Genomic DNA, 14,768 nt, shown 5'->3' with positions numbered 1-14,768 from the left:
CTCTTAAGGGCAGGTTTTTCATAAAGTAATCAGTGAGGACTATAAGATTCAGTAAATTATCAGACTTTCATCTACCCCTACACCCCTACACCCTTATACCCCTACACCCTAAAATCAGTGTTTTTGGGTCGAAGTGTAAAAAACCTGCCCTTGAAAGGATGGGGGAGATGAGGGAGATGAGGGAGATGGGGGAGATGAGGAAGCAGTATTTTTCCTTTCCCCTTTCCCCCTTCCCCTTTCCCCCTTCCCCCAAGTTCACGACTTACTCTCACAAGACTTTATTTTGTTGAAGATTTGATGAAGTCTGAGTTAAAACATACAAACTTCTTGACAATGTTTGTTATTTTTCTAAGGGAATTGGATTCATAAAAATTTAAAAAAGTAAGTATACGCAAGCAAGAATCTTGATTAGTCTTGTACGTGCTGTATTGTCATATCTGGGTTAAATTGTTTAGAAACGCAATCAACAGCGACCAACACTATCTGTAAGTAACTGGGAACATATGAGAATTTTGGTGACAGGCGGTGCGGGGTTTATTGGTTCTCATCTGATTGATAGACTAATACCTGAAGGCCATGAAGTTATTTGCTTAGACAATTTCTATACAGGCGACAAGCGCAATATTCAAAAATGGATGAATCATCCACAATTTGAACTTATCCGCCATGACATCACTGAACCAATTCGGTTAGAAGTAGACCAAATTTATCATTTGGCTTGCCCAGCCTCTCCAGTACATTATCAGTACAACCCAGTAAAAACCGTTAAAACTAACGTTATGGGTACGTTGAATATGTTGGGGTTAGCCAAGCGTGTTAAGGCTAGATTTTTCTTGGCTTCCACTAGCGAAGTATACGGTGATCCAGAGATTCATCCCCAAACAGAAGAGTATAGAGGTAACGTCAACCCTATCGGTATTCGTTCATGCTACGACGAAGGTAAAAGAATTGCCGAAACTCTAGCATTTGATTACTACAGACAAAACAAAGTTGATATTCGAGTTGTTCGTATATTCAACACCTACGGCCCAAGAATGTTAGAAAACGATGGGCGGGTGGTAAGTAATTTTATCGTTCAAGCTTTACGTGGGACTCCTCTGACTGTGTACGGAGATGGTTCACAAACTCGTAGTTTCTGCTACGTATCTGACTTGGTAGAAGGTTTTATTCGCTTGATGAATAGCGACTATGTGGGGCCAGTCAATTTAGGAAATCCTGGTGAATACACTATTCTGGAATTGGCACAAGCTGTGCAAAATTTGATCAATCCAGATGCACAGATCAAGTTTGAACCTTTGCCTGCTGATGACCCACGTCGTCGCCAGCCAGATATAACCAAAGCCAGAACCTTGTTAAATTGGGAACCGACAATTCCTCTGCAAGAAGGGTTAAAACTGACGATAGAAGATTTCCGCGATCGCATCAAGAGTGCAGTCTAGGATACAGGCTAACTAACAGCCTGAAGCGCTGTTCTAAAATGCTTGCCAGTTTTTTAGCAACAGCGCCACCCAAAAGTAGTGTAAGTGTCATTTTGACACTTGGTTTGTTTTAAAAATCACCCTCAGTGAGGAGTTAAACAAAATGCGTGTATGTGTAATCGGTACTGGTTATGTCGGCTTAGTTACAGGAGCTTGTTTAGCTCACATCGGGCATAATGTGATTTGTGTTGACAACAACGAAGAAAAAGTTAAGCTGATGAAAGCTGGGCAATCACCCATATTTGAGCCTGGACTTTCAGAAATTATGCAGTCGGCTATCCAAGCTGGGAGAATTGAGTTTACCACAGATTTGGCAGCAGGGGTAGCCCACGGAGAAATATTATTTATTGCTGTTGGTACACCACCTTTACCTACTGGTGAAAGTGATACCCGCTATGTTGAAGCTGTAGCCCGTGGTATCGGTGCTAATCTTAATGGTGGTTATAAAGTAATTGTTAATAAATCTACAGTACCTATTGGTTCTGGTGACTGGGTGCGGATGATTGTTCTAGATGGAATTGCTGAACGTCAAAAAACCCTCGTTACCGCAGGTGGTGGGGTTGAGGATAGATTACCTGAACTACCTCAGTTTGATGTAGTTAGTAACCCAGAGTTCTTGCGCGAAGGTTCCGCAGTATACGACACATTCAACCCCGATCGCATTGTCTTGGGTGGTAATAGCTCTAGAGCGATCGCGATGATGACAGAATTATACGCCCCCATTGTTGAGCGTAAATTCGCGGAAAACCAATCTTTACCCCCTGTACCCATCCTAGCTACAGACCTCAGTTCCGCAGAAATGATTAAGTATGCGGCTAATGCTTTCTTGGCAACTAAGATTAGTTTCATCAACGAAGTCGCGAATATTTGCGATCGCGTTGGTGCTGATGTCACCCAAGTCGCCAAAGGTATTGGTTTAGACTCCCGCATCGGTAACAAGTTCTTACAAGCTGGTATCGGTTGGGGTGGTTCCTGCTTCCCCAAAGACGTATCCGCGCTAATTCACACCGCCGATGATTACGGTTATGAAGCCCAGCTATTAAAATCTGCTGTTAGTGTTAATGAACGTCAACGCTTGATTGCGCTAGAAAAACTCCAGCAAGTTCTGAAAATCCTCAAGGGTAAAACCGTCGGTTTACTGGGTCTAACCTTCAAACCCGACACCGACGACTTACGCGATGCGCCAGCTTTGAACTTAATTGAGCAACTCAACCGCTTGGGTGCTAAAGTTAAAGCCTATGACCCCATCATTTCCCAAACTGGAATGCGTCATGGTCTTTCTGGTGTATTGGTAGAAACTGATGCCGAGCGTTTAGCTGATGGTTGTGATGCTTTGGTACTCGTAACCGAATGGAACCAGTTTAGCACCCTCGACTACGCTAAGATGGCTCAGTTGATGAATAATGCTGTGGTTATCGATGGTCGTAACTTCCTTGACCCTGAAACTATGGTACGCGCCGGCTTCCAATATGTCGGTGTGGGAAGATAGAAGTATTTTATCCAAAGAGTTTGAGTAGTTAAATCACTCTCGATACCGCTTAGTAAATACTAGGCGGTATTTATTTTTTCTTGATTAACCTGAGTTCGACCAGCGTTGTTTTGACCTCACCCCCAACCCCTCTCCTACGAGGAGAGGGGAGTAAGAGGGGGATTTTTTCTTTTCTCCTCCCTCTCCTACGAGGAGAGGGAGGTTGGGAGGGAGAGGTTCATCGAACTCACGTTTATTTAAAACACATCTTAATCCCAGTTTTCGGTAGGATATTTGCGTTTCAATCCCTGATAGGGATTCATGTTAATTAAAACTTTTCTCGATTGGGGAATCCCAGAGGAATTGAGGTTTCAATCCCTGATAGGGATTCATGTTAATTAAAACAACTTCCCCAAAGAGTCACATTTTTCTTGAGTGAATGTTTCAATCCCTGATAGGGATTCATGTTAATTAAAACCTTAATTTGAATTTGGGCGATCGCGTCTTCGGCATCCTCGTTTCAATCCCTGATAGGGATTCATGTTAATTAAAACTCGCATCCTCTGCGGCTCCGGCTGCTGCTATTCCTTATCAAAGTGCGTTTCAATCCCTGATAGGGATTCATGTTAATTAAAACGAAACGATGCGGTAATTTGTTAATAGCCGTATCTCAGGTTTCAATCCCTGATAGGGATTCATGTTAATTAAAACACAAGAAGAAGCTAGGCGATCGCTTTAGTTGTTTCAATCCCTGATAGGGATTCATGTTAATTAAAACTAACTAATTAATAAAATCATGTCATTACCAGATGTTTCAATCCCTGATAGGGATTCATGTTAATTAAAACCCAATCCCCAATCCCCGGAAACCAGCCAAGTACTTGTTTCAATCCCTGATAGGGATTCATGTTAATTAAAACCAGGCCAAAGATTTAAAAATTGTGTCTTCTGTTGTTTCAATCCCTGATAGGGATTCATGTTAATTAAAACGGGGAAGAGACAAACTTGCCCCGGTGGCTAGTGAAGTTTCAATCCCTGATAGGGATTCATGTTAATTAAAACTCACCGTCAGGTTAGTTTAGGTAGATGAGGTAATATGTTTCAATCCCTGATAGGGATTCATGTTAATTAAAACATGTTGAAGATGAAGAATATTTTAATCTGCAACGTTTCAATCCCTGATAGGGATTCATGTTAATTAAAACAATGGGAAAATGATGCACTTGGTTTTGATAGCGAGTTTCAATCCCTGATAGGGATTCATGTTAATTAAAACTGGCGATCGCTACGAGGAATATGAAGGATACGCAGTTTCAATCCCTGATAGGGATTCATGTTAATTAAAACAAAAACCAAGCTCTGTTGATGTGTATGTGTTGTTTCAATCCCTGATAGGGATTCATGTTAATTAAAACCCAAAATTCAAGTCTTACCTGGCCTTGGGGGGTGTTTCAATCCCTGATAGGGATTCATGTTAATTAAAACGATGTCGAAGAAGGCGATCACCGCCGCTACTTTGTTTCAATCCCTGATAGGGATTCATGTTAATTAAAACTGTACCATCTATACTTGGCTGATTGTTATCTGTTTCAATCCCTGATAGGGATTCATGTTAATTAAAACCGCTTGTCTCTGGCATTGTCTCTGTTTCATATACGTTTCAATCCCTGATAGGGATTCATGTTAATTAAAACGGGAGCGGTTGACCACTTCGTTAGTAAGAGTAGTCGTTTCAATCCCTGATAGGGATTCATGTTAATTAAAACGGCATTCTCAATAATGATTTGGTCAAGGCCGCGCTGTTTCAATCCCTGATAGGGATTCATGTTAATTAAAACTGGATAGCAAAAGCTCAAGAGAGGATTGATTCGGTTTCAATCCCTGATAGGGATTCATGTTAATTAAAACTTAATGGAGCAACGAACGGACTACCAGAAGTTAGTTTCAATCCCTGATAGGGATTCATGTTAATTAAAACGCAACACGGCTAGCTGGCACTGCTGACAGTAAAGCGGGGTTTCAATCCCTGATAGGGATTCATGTTAATTAAAACTATCTTCATACAATACTTTCCTTGCTTCATACTGTGTTTCAATCCCTGATAGGGATTCATGTTAATTAAAACTAGGTCGTCATCGTTTGCTGTTGTTCTAATCTCGGTTTCAATCCCTGATAGGGATTCATGTTAATTAAAACAACCAATCCCATACAATTACCGCCGTATATGGGATTGTTTCAATCCCTGATAGGGATTCATGTTAATTAAAACTCAAAGCTAGGCAAGCTCAACACCTCAGAAGCTAGAGGTTTCAATCCCTGATAGGGATTCATGTTAATTAAAACCAATTCATTGAAGGTATCATTGGGATTATTGAGCAGTTTCAATCCCTGATAGGGATTCATGTTAATTAAAACCTTGCTGTAATCCTAGTTCCTTACACAAAGCATTCGTTTCAATCCCTGATAGGGATTCATGTTAATTAAAACTGCCCAGGTCTGGAAGGCTTGATATATTTGGTTTTCAAGGTGCGGTTTCGTCAATCTCAACCTAAAGTAGCTTTTGAGCGATCGCTTTGTCAAGAGGGTCATAGAAAAAAACCGTAAAACTCAGTCCCAGTAAGCATTTCCAGACTTGCGTCAACCTCATTTCTCAGCAAAACGCCTCAAACCTAGACAGCATAAGGGTTTGCCGCCAAAAATTTGCTCCTTCCAAAAAAACACCTACAGGTTGACGCAAAGTTCCCCATCACACCACAGCAAATTTCACCCTGTCCCCTGTCCCTCACAAGTGTAGGTTTTTAATCTAGCAGTGAGTAAGGACTCTAAAACTAACGAGAAAATCGCTGTTTCATTCACCCCTACACCCCTATACCCTTACACCCCTACACCCTAAAACCAAAGTTTTTGGAACACCAATAAAAAACCTACACCTGTCAGGTCCCCTGTCCCCTGTCCCCTGTCCCCTAACCTACCTTCTCCCTCAACCACTTATACCAAATATCCAACCCCGCACCTGTGGTTGCAGAAACTTGGAAAATCTGCATATGGGGATTTACCTGTAGGGCATATTCTAGACAACGCTGGACATCGAACTGCACATAAGGTAATAAATCTATTTTCGTCAGAATCATTATCTCACTAGCGCGGAACATATGGGGATATTTGATGGGCTTATCCTCTCCTTCCGTCACCGAGAGAATGACGACTTTCGCCGCTTCTCCCAAATCAAACAAAGCTGGACAAACTAAATTACCGACATTTTCAATCATTAATACTGAGTTTAGCGGCGGATTTAACTGTTGTAAAGCCCTGTCAATCATCGCCGCATCCAAATGACAGCCTGTACCCGTGTTAACTTGCACAACTTTACAGCCTGTTGCTTTGATTTTTTCGGCATCATTAATTGTTTCTTGGTCGCCTTCAATGACAGTGATAGATAATTGTTGCTTGAGGTCATTGATAGTCCGAGTTAACAGAGTTGTTTTCCCTGCACCTGGGGAACTCATTAAATTGAGGGCAAGAATATTTCGACCTTTAAACCAGCCGCGATTTTGGGCTGCTAATAGGTTATTTTTGCCTAAAATTTCTTGTTCTAGAGATATAGTTGTGCCATGAATTTTCGCATGAATTTGTGATGCTTCATGTTCAGGGTCGTGCGAGTGAGTAATCACAGTGCCATCTGGCAAAGTATGGCTATGATGATAGTTGTGTGTCATTTCACCTGTTTGTAAATTAGTAATTCTACCTTCAGCATCATCAGAACAACCGCAGGTTACACACATAGTTCTTCGACCTCTATCTCCTTAATTTTTAGTTCTTCCCCAGTAATTAAATCTAAATGCACACTACCACAGCCACAGATCCCAAATGGTTTTTCTAAAGCCATTTCTGTACCACATTGACGACACTTAGCCAAACCAGGAATTTCCAGTATTTCTAATACTGCGCCTTCTAATGCTGTACCTTGACTACAAATATCAAAACAGAATCGGATAGCATCTGGCATAATAGCAGACAGCTTGCCAATTTCTACTAAAACTCGGCTCACTTTTGAGCCTTGAGCATATTCATTAACAATAGCTACAATATTTTGCGTAATTCCTAGTTCGTGCATGAAACGCCCTACTTGCTTCTAACAAATTCGTGGTAATTGTTCGCCCACTAGCATATCAACAATCCGTTCTGTTCCAAAAGGCGTTTTTAACAATACCACCCCTGGAGGAGAAGCAATCACCTCACCAATGATACAAGCATTTTGCCCTAATGGATGAGATTTCATTGCGGATAGGACTGTTGGCGCTTGTTCACTCTTGACGACAAGTACTAATTTGCCTTCATTGGCTAAATATAATGGGTCTAAACCCAAAATTTCACAAATTCCTTTCACTTGTTCCCGCACAGGAATAGATACTTCGTTTAGGCTTATTCCTACTTGAGAAGTGGCAGCAAATTCATTTAAAACTGTGGCTAAACCACCCCTGGTAGCATCTCGCATCGCATGAACTTGAGGACAGACCTTGAGGATGGTTGCTACTAGTTCATGTAATGGTTGACAGTCACTTTCTATATCAGTTTCTAAAGCTAATTCCCCACGGGCGATTAAAATTGCTGCTCCATGATTACCTATTTCACCATTAATAATTATGGCATCTCCCGGTTGAATATTGTGTGCAGAAATATTAATTCCGGCGGGAATAATGCCAATACCAGCAGTGTTAATAAAGAGTTTATCAGCACAGCCACGAGGGACAACTTTGGTGTCCCCTGTGACAATTTGCACACCAGCTTTTTGGGCGGCGGCTTTCATACTATTGGCGACAAGTCTGAGGGTTTCGGTTGCTAGTCCTTCTTCTAAAATTACGCTACAAGTAAGATATAAAGGTTTAGCACCACTCACAGCTAAATCATTAACTGTACCGTTTATTGCTAATTCTCCTATATCACTACCAGGAAAAAATAATGGGTCTACTACATAGGAATCTGTGGTAAAAGCTAGTCTATCTCCTTGTTGTAAAAGAGTGGATAAATTGAAGCTGGCTTGGTCTTCTAATTGGGAAAGTAGGGGATTATCAAAGTTACTAATAAAGATATCATCAATTAAGTCGCGCATGGCTTTACCGCCACTTCCATGCGCCAGTGTGATATGTGTATCTCTAACTTTAGCTGGGCGACGGCGGGGTTGGGAGATTTTTTGGAATAGGGAATTTTGGGCGATGTTGTTGGGGGGAAAATCCATTTTTAATAATTCGTAATTAAGAATCTTTCTTAGGATTAATTTTGTGTAATATCCTTCGACTAATTACTTATAATATGGCTACTTTGGTCGGTAATAGGTTGAGCTTCATTGGTAATTTTTTTTCTATCATTACCAATTACCAATTACCCATTACCCATTACCCATTACCAACCTTCATAGATTATATAAGGGTTTTACCTACCTGTTTCGTCGTGTCTACCACGGTGGCGATCGCAGTGTAAAATACCATTGACAGCCCAGTTTTCTCGTTCAAATTCATCAATGTGAACGGTTATCCACTCCGGTTTAGTATCTAAAGCTGTGACTAAGGCGTTAGTAATAGCTTCTACTAAATGCCGTTTTTTTTCGATGGAATGTCCTCTGGCAATTTTGACGGTGACAAATGGCATAGAAATTTTCCTCGCAGTGTGGTTATGTAGAGTTTCGCTGCTTTTGTGGAGGTTATGAAGAGATAGTCACTTTTGGCTTCTCGGTTGTTTGTTTTGGCATTTTCGAGAATCTGCCATATTTATAGTATGCTGCACAAGCTCCTTCTGAAGACACCATACAAGTACCTATTGGTGTTTCTGGTGTGCAAGCTGTACCAAATACTTTACATTGCCAAGGTTTGAGGACTCCTTTAAGAATTTCGCCACACTGACAGGCTTTGTGGTCTGCGACTTTGCAGTTAGGTATGGTAAATTTTAATTCAGCATCAAATTGGGCATATTCATCTCTAATTCTGAAACCAGAATTGGGAATTTCATCTAAGCCGCGCCAAGCAAATTTATCGCGGACGGCAAACACTTTGTTGATAGCTTCTAAGGCTATTTGATTCCCAGCTTTCTGCACTAATCTATTATATTGGTTTTCTACTTCACAGCGATTTTCTACTAGTTGTTGTAACAGCATCCAAATTGACTGCAAAATATCTAATGGTTCAAAACCGGAAACAACTATGGGTTTATGATATTGTTGGGCGATAAATTCATAAGGGTCAGTGCCAATTACCATACTCACATGACCAGGGCCGATAAATCCATCTAGTTGTAATTCGGGGTTATTTAATAAAGCTTGCAGGGCGGGAATTACCAGGACGTGATTACAAAACATACTAAAATTAGTAATGTTTTCTACCTCCGCTTGCAGGATGGTAAATGCGGTACTGGGGGCTGTGGTTTCAAAACCTAAAGCGAAGAATACGACTTGTTTATCGGGGTGATTTTTAGCAATTTGCAGACTATCTAGGGGCGAATACACCATGCGGATATCTGCGCCTTGCGCTTTAGCTTGCAGGAGGCTGGTTTGGGAACCGGGGACGCGCATGGTGTCGCCAAAGGTTGCTAAGATGACATTGGGGTGTTGAGAGATAGCGATCGCATCATCTAATCTCCCCTTTGGCATCACACAGACTGGGCAACCTGGGCCATGAATTAGTTCAATATTGGCTGGTAAGATTTCCTCAATACCATATTTAAAAATAGAGTGAGTATGCCCGCCGCATACTTCCATAATTTTGATATGTTTATTTATTTGCTGGCTGAGTTTGGCAATTTCCTGACGTAACGCTTCAGCTTTTTCTGGTTCCCGAAATTCATCTACGTATTTCATAGGTTGGGTGTTGGGGAAGGAGAAGGGGGAAGGGGGAAAGGGGAAAGGGGAAAGGGAAGAAATGGACTAATGACAACTGACAACTGATAACTGATAACTGATAACTGATAACTGATAACTGATAACTGATAACTGATAACTGTCAACTGATAACTGATGCAATTTCTTGTAATAACTTTAGGGTTTCGGCGGCTTCTTGTTCGTTAATTCTATTCATGGCGAAGCCGACATGAACTAATACCCAATCTCCTAAACAAGCTGCGGGGGGATGTTGTTCATCTACGATGCAGGCGATGTTTACTTGGCGTTTGACTCCACCAACATCGACTATCGCTAGTTTATGGTTGATGTCGGTAATTTCTACTATTTGCCCTGGAATTCCTAAACACATTTATATAGACCTTTTGTAGAGATTTGTCAGGCACAGAGATAATTTTAATTAGTTAAAATTTTTGCTGCTGTTATGACTGCTTGCCCTAGCGATATTCCACCGTCGTTTGTCGGGACTAAGCTGTGGGTGAGGACGTTTATTTTTATGTTTTGTAATTGCTTGGTCACTAGTTGTAATAAGGTGCTGTTTTGAAATACTCCTCCTGTCAAGACGACTTGAGTAAATAAGTTGTCTTGACGGAGTTTTTTGACTGTTTCCACAATGGCATTAGCTAAACTTAGATGAAATTTGGCAGCTATAACTTGTTGAGGAGTTCGCTGTTGTAAGTCATCAAGCAATAATTGCCACATGGGGCGAGGGTCTATACAATAAATACTATCCGAAAAGGTAATCTGAAAGGGATATATTCCTATTTCTTTAGGATTATTTAATGTGGGGATATCGGCTAGGGCTTGTAGTGCGATCGCCGCCTGTCCTTCATAGCTACATTGTTCTGGACAAATGCCAACAGCCGCCGCCACAGCATCAAACAGCCGTCCTACAGAAGAAGCAACAGGGCTGTTAATACGCTGTTCTATAAGTTGATTGAGTAAATTTATCGGTTTTTGTTGTAAAATTTTGATAATTTCTAACTCGCTGTATTGTTGTAGGCAAATATCCCAAAGATTGGCGCTTAATAACTGGGCGTAGGTATTACGCCAAGGCTGATAAATTGCTTGTTTACCACCAATCATTGCCACTGGTTTAAATGTAGCTAGGCGTTGAAATTGCCGATAATCAGCTAAAAGAAATTCTCCACCCCAAAGTTTACCATCTGCACCATAACCTAAACCGTCAAAAGCAATACCTAAAACTGGTGGTGCATTTAAAGGAATGTTATTTTCTGCCAAACAAGCGGCAATATGGGCGTGATGATGTTGGATAGAATGGATGGGGATTGTATTAGCGGCTGCTAGTTCTTTGCCGAGTTTAGTTGATAGATATTCGGGGTGCAAATCGATAGCGATCGCCTGCGGTTGGTGTTGAAATAAATTCAGGTATAAATTGAGGGTATTTTGATAAGCATTAAACGCTGCTGCCTTTTCTAAATCACCCAAATGCTGAGATAAAATTGCTTCTCCTTCACGTAATAAACAAAAGGTATTTTTTAACTCACTCCCCATTGCTAAAACCTGGGGAACATTATCAAAACCTGGAGGTAATTTAATCGGTGCTGGTGCATAACCCCTAGCGCGACGAATTACTTGAGTTTTATTTTCAACCACCCGCACCACAGAATCATCTATTCGGTTCACAATCTCCCGATTATGTAATAAGAAATAATCAGCTATTTGTCCTAATTTCTCCCTAGCTTCATCATGATCAATACACTGCGGTTCATCAGCCAGATTACCACTTGTTAACACAATTGGACGATTCATCCGCTTGAGAATTAAATGATGCAATGGTGTGTAAGGTAGCATGAAACCCAGAGTATTTTGTCCTGGGGCGACAGATGGGGCGATGGGCTGGGGAGATGGGGGAGATGAGGGAGATGAGGGAGTGGGGGGAGATGGGGGAGATGAGGGAGTGGGGGAAGAATTATTTAGCTTGTATTCCCATTCCCCATTCCCCATTCCCCATTCCCCCTTCTCCAGTCCCCTTTTCTCCAACAAAACAATTGGTGCGGCGGGACTTGCTAATAGTTCTTTTTCTATATCATTAACAATGCAATACTGTTCAATAATGGCAATATCCCGCGCCATTAATGCGAAGGGTTTAGCATATCTTTGCTTACGCTGACGCAATTTCTGTACAGCCGCCTCTTGCGTTGCATCGCAAGCTAAATGAATACCACCTATCCCTTTAATAGCGACAATTTCACCCTTCTGCAACAAAGTACAAACAGCATCCACATCATCCAACATTGAGAACATGGAAGCAGTCACAGGTTTACCATCAGCCCTTTCTAACCAAGCCTTGGGGCCGCAGGTGTGACAGGCTACAGGTTGGGCGTGAAAGCGACGGTTTTCGATATCATGGTATTCCTTCTCACACTCAGGACAGATGACAAACGCAGACATACTGGTATTGCATCTATCATAAGGAATAGCAAGAATAATACTCAAACGGGGGCCGCAATGAGTACAGTTAGTAAAGGGATAACGATAAAAGCGGCTAAAAGGGTCAAATATTTCTCGCTGACATTGGGGACAAGTAGCCGCATCTGGTGCAATTTCTGTCCTAGCGACACCACTAACACTACCAGAAATGACAAAATCATCAAAATTAAATTCACCCTCACAAGGTGTTCTGATAATTTCGCTAATTTTTGCCAATGGTGGACATTCTTGTTGTAATTTCACCACAAATTCTGTTAAAGCTGCTGCACTACCAGAGACGCGAATTAACACACCCTGTCCATCATTACATACATCTCCCCGCAAACCGCAGGCTTTCGCCAAACGATACACAGTAGGACGAAACCCTACCCCTTGGACAGTACCACAAACTCTGATTTCCTCAATCCCCATAAAATAATTCGTAATTCACAATATCTCTACCGAAATTGCCACAACAAAATCCGATTATTCCCCGAATCAGATATTACCGCCCTATTCCCACAAACCTTTATCCCGTAACACCAATTTAAACTATCCCTGGTAGGCAACCCAAAGTTACGGTTTTCGCTTTTAGAGTGGACAGAATTTTGTCCAGCGATCGCATCCGCCACCGCCCCCTGCAATAATAAGATTGACTCTCTCTTCCTCCATCCTAGCAACCGGGAATTAGCAGTATCCGCCACCAATAACCAATCTCCACCCACAGCTACCCCATAAGGCATACTTAAACTACCCGCACCAGGAAAATAAACCCCTTGGTTCATCTCCACAAAAGCAAAACTTTTTTGTCCCAACACCACCGCACAAGGCGCATTATTTTCTGTAGGTATTCCTTGCCAAATCATCACTCGATTATTACCCGCATCGGTGACAACTAAATTATCATCCCAAATCGCTATATCATGACACCAGCGCATACTCGCCGCCGTGGGAGAACCGCCGCCATTCTCATTCCGAGATATCATATCCGGCTGTCCCAAAACTATATCAGCGCTTTGTCCATTTTCTGTTGGAAACTGCTGCCAAATTAACAACCTTCTATTACCAGTATCCGCTACAAATAGTTGTCCTTGATGATAGAATACACCATAAGGCCAGTGCATAGTATTGGCATCAGCTAATTGCTTACCTCGGTTCGGTTCGTTATCAGTAAAATTGGCTTGTCCTAACACCAAATCAGCCGGAACATTGCTATCTTCTGGTAATTTATACCAAATTAACACCCGATGATTCCAAGCATCAGCAACAGCTAAACCTGAGTCACATACACAAATACCCGTCGGTACACTAACGGTAGCTTTTCCCGGTGTACCTTTAGCATTTTGTCCCTCATGATAAAAGTCTGGTTGTCCAATTACCCAGTCCGCCGCTTGGCTATCTACTGTGGGTAAATTACGCCAACCTAATAAGCGATGATGTCCTGTATCTGATACCCATAAAGGGCCTGTTTCTGATACTAAACAAGCACCACGAGGCCCAAACATTGTAGTAGGAGTTGGCGCTAGGGGAATGGCTAATAATTCAGGGTTGGGAATATCACCTAATATTATTTCCGCGCCTTGGGGTGATAGGAGTAAATTTTGCGGTGTTGTTAGTTCTGGTTGCAATGTTGGTGTGGTAATGGGGAATTTTTTTGGCTCACGCATTCGCCGCTAGGCGTTCCCGCAGGGTAGGCGCAAAGACGCAAAAGAAAGGAAGGGAGTAAGTTTATTTAAGAGGATGGGGATGTTGTAGAATGTAACTGCGATGGCGTAACCGCCCAGCATAGCTGATCGCTATTTATCACTTAACTGCAATTACTGTCACAATTTCGGGACATAATGCTTTAATTGCCTGTTCCACTCCTTGGGATAATGTCAAGGTGGAAGATGGGCAATTACTACAAGTTCCTATCAACCTGACTTCTACGGTATCCGGTGGTTTAATGGCGACTAATTCCACATCTCCATGATGACTTTTCAACCCTGGGCGAATTTCTTCAAGGGCTGCTTGTACACGTTGTAAAAGCGGTGGCTTTGGTGGTTTTACTAACTCGTGATAAAGCAAAACTCCATAGACTACCTCATCTTTCACCGCATTTTGTAACGCTGGTAAAGATTCTTGCTTGACACTTTTAATCAACCTTGTCAAAGCTTCCTTATGTAAATCCTCAATAGCCCTTTTCAAACCCACCACCACGCCACGCTGAGTTTCATCCCACTCGGAAATGATAGCTTCATAGCGGCTAATTTCTGTTACTAAATCTTCTAGGTTAGTCATTAGTCAATAGTCAATAGTCAATAGTCAATAGTCAATAGTCATTAGTCAATAGTCAATAGTCAATAGTCAATAGTCAATAGTCATTAGTCATTAGTCATTAGTTCACTGTCAACTGATAACTGATAACTGATAACTGATAACTGATAACTGATAACTGATAACTGATAACTGATAACTGATAACTGATAACTGATAACTGATAACTGATAACTGATAACTGATA

11 protein-coding genes and 1 CRISPR repeat array are annotated in these 14,768 nt (G+C 41.6%); of the genes, 2 read left to right on the top strand and 9 right to left on the bottom strand.

What is annotated here, in order from left to right:
• Positions 1–503 precede the first annotated feature (503 nt).
• Positions 504–1,439, top strand: a complete 936-nt coding sequence (locus tag H6G83_RS33360; RefSeq protein ID WP_190480223.1) for a UDP-glucuronic acid decarboxylase family protein — start codon at positions 504–506, stop codon at positions 1,437–1,439.
• A 142-nt stretch (positions 1,440–1,581) separates the two neighbouring features.
• A complete protein-coding gene (locus H6G83_RS33355) occupies positions 1,582–2,967 on the top strand; it encodes a UDP-glucose dehydrogenase family protein (protein ID WP_190480222.1) in 1,386 nt (461 codons plus the stop codon).
• 277 nt (positions 2,968–3,244) lie between these two features.
• Positions 3,245–5,433: direct repeats of the CRISPR family, unit length 37 nt; unit sequence GTTTCAATCCCTGATAGGGATTCATGTTAATTAAAAC.
• A 476-nt stretch (positions 5,434–5,909) separates the two neighbouring features.
• Here the strand turns inward: H6G83_RS33355 and hypB are convergent.
• The 9 genes from hypB to H6G83_RS33310 form a co-directional block, all read right to left on the bottom strand.
• Positions 5,910–6,728: a hydrogenase nickel incorporation protein HypB gene (gene hypB, locus H6G83_RS33350; RefSeq protein ID WP_190480220.1), complete on the bottom strand. Its 819-nt coding sequence runs from the start codon at positions 6,726–6,728 to the stop codon at positions 5,910–5,912.
• The gene (locus H6G83_RS33345; protein ID WP_190480218.1) at positions 6,719–7,060 is read right to left on the bottom strand and encodes a hydrogenase maturation nickel metallochaperone HypA/HybF; all 342 of its coding nucleotides are present in this window, start codon (positions 7,058–7,060) and stop codon (positions 6,719–6,721) included. Before H6G83_RS33345 ends, hypB begins: the two co-directional genes overlap by 10 nt.
• An 18-nt stretch (positions 7,061–7,078) precedes the next feature.
• Positions 7,079–8,182, bottom strand: a complete 1,104-nt coding sequence (hypE, locus tag H6G83_RS33340; protein ID WP_190480216.1) for a hydrogenase expression/formation protein HypE — start codon at positions 8,180–8,182, stop codon at positions 7,079–7,081.
• A gap of 194 nt (positions 8,183–8,376) precedes the next feature.
• Positions 8,377–8,592 carry a tautomerase family protein gene (locus H6G83_RS33335; RefSeq protein WP_011321271.1) on the bottom strand — a complete coding sequence of 72 codons (216 nt, stop codon included), beginning with the start codon at positions 8,590–8,592 and terminating at the stop codon, positions 8,377–8,379.
• A 52-nt stretch (positions 8,593–8,644) separates the two neighbouring features.
• The gene (hypD, locus tag H6G83_RS33330; RefSeq protein WP_190480214.1) at positions 8,645–9,793 is read right to left on the bottom strand and encodes a hydrogenase formation protein HypD; all 1,149 of its coding nucleotides are present in this window, start codon (positions 9,791–9,793) and stop codon (positions 8,645–8,647) included.
• 142 nt (positions 9,794–9,935) lie between these two features.
• Complete coding sequence (locus tag H6G83_RS33325) at positions 9,936–10,184, bottom strand: HypC/HybG/HupF family hydrogenase formation chaperone (protein WP_190480212.1); 249 nt, start codon at positions 10,182–10,184, stop codon at positions 9,936–9,938.
• A 44-nt stretch (positions 10,185–10,228) separates the two neighbouring features.
• Complete coding sequence (gene hypF / locus H6G83_RS33320) at positions 10,229–12,697, bottom strand: carbamoyltransferase HypF (protein WP_190480210.1); 2,469 nt, start codon at positions 12,695–12,697, stop codon at positions 10,229–10,231.
• A 26-nt stretch (positions 12,698–12,723) separates the two neighbouring features.
• On the bottom strand, positions 12,724–13,893 hold the full coding sequence (locus H6G83_RS33315) for an NHL repeat-containing protein (protein ID WP_190480225.1): 1,170 nt from the start codon (positions 13,891–13,893) through the stop codon (positions 12,724–12,726).
• A gap of 175 nt (positions 13,894–14,068) precedes the next feature.
• A complete protein-coding gene (locus H6G83_RS33310) occupies positions 14,069–14,545 on the bottom strand; it encodes a NifU family protein (RefSeq protein ID WP_190480208.1) in 477 nt (158 codons plus the stop codon).
• Positions 14,546–14,768: the final 223 nt, after the last annotated feature.

Origin of the sequence: Anabaena azotica FACHB-119 (genome assembly GCF_014697625.1) — a bacterium.
GTDB lineage: Bacteria > Cyanobacteriota > Cyanobacteriia > Cyanobacteriales > Nostocaceae > Trichormus > Trichormus azoticus_A.
Note: the sequence above shows the minus strand (reverse complement) of the source record. Positions and strands in the feature narration are given on the sequence as shown.

What these genes read in the sequence shown, in the direction of transcription:
- H6G83_RS33360 (WP_190480223.1), top strand. Translation starts at nt 504, where the DNA reads ATGAGAATTTTGGTGACAGGCGGTGCGGGGTTTATTGGTTCTCATCTG.
- H6G83_RS33355 (WP_190480222.1), top strand. Translation starts at nt 1,582, where the DNA reads ATGCGTGTATGTGTAATCGGTACTGGTTATGTCGGCTTAGTTACAGGA.
- hypB (WP_190480220.1), bottom strand. Translation starts at nt 6,728, where the DNA reads ATGTGTGTAACCTGCGGTTGTTCTGATGATGCTGAAGGTAGAATTACT.
- H6G83_RS33345 (WP_190480218.1), bottom strand. Translation starts at nt 7,060, where the DNA reads ATGCACGAACTAGGAATTACGCAAAATATTGTAGCTATTGTTAATGAA.
- hypE (WP_190480216.1), bottom strand. Translation starts at nt 8,182, where the DNA reads ATGGATTTTCCCCCCAACAACATCGCCCAAAATTCCCTATTCCAAAAA.
- H6G83_RS33335 (WP_011321271.1), bottom strand. Translation starts at nt 8,592, where the DNA reads ATGCCATTTGTCACCGTCAAAATTGCCAGAGGACATTCCATCGAAAAA.
- hypD (WP_190480214.1), bottom strand. Translation starts at nt 9,793, where the DNA reads ATGAAATACGTAGATGAATTTCGGGAACCAGAAAAAGCTGAAGCGTTA.
- H6G83_RS33325 (WP_190480212.1), bottom strand. Translation starts at nt 10,184, where the DNA reads ATGTGTTTAGGAATTCCAGGGCAAATAGTAGAAATTACCGACATCAAC.
- hypF (WP_190480210.1), bottom strand. Translation starts at nt 12,697, where the DNA reads ATGGGGATTGAGGAAATCAGAGTTTGTGGTACTGTCCAAGGGGTAGGG.
- H6G83_RS33310 (WP_190480208.1), bottom strand. Translation starts at nt 14,545, where the DNA reads ATGACTAACCTAGAAGATTTAGTAACAGAAATTAGCCGCTATGAAGCT.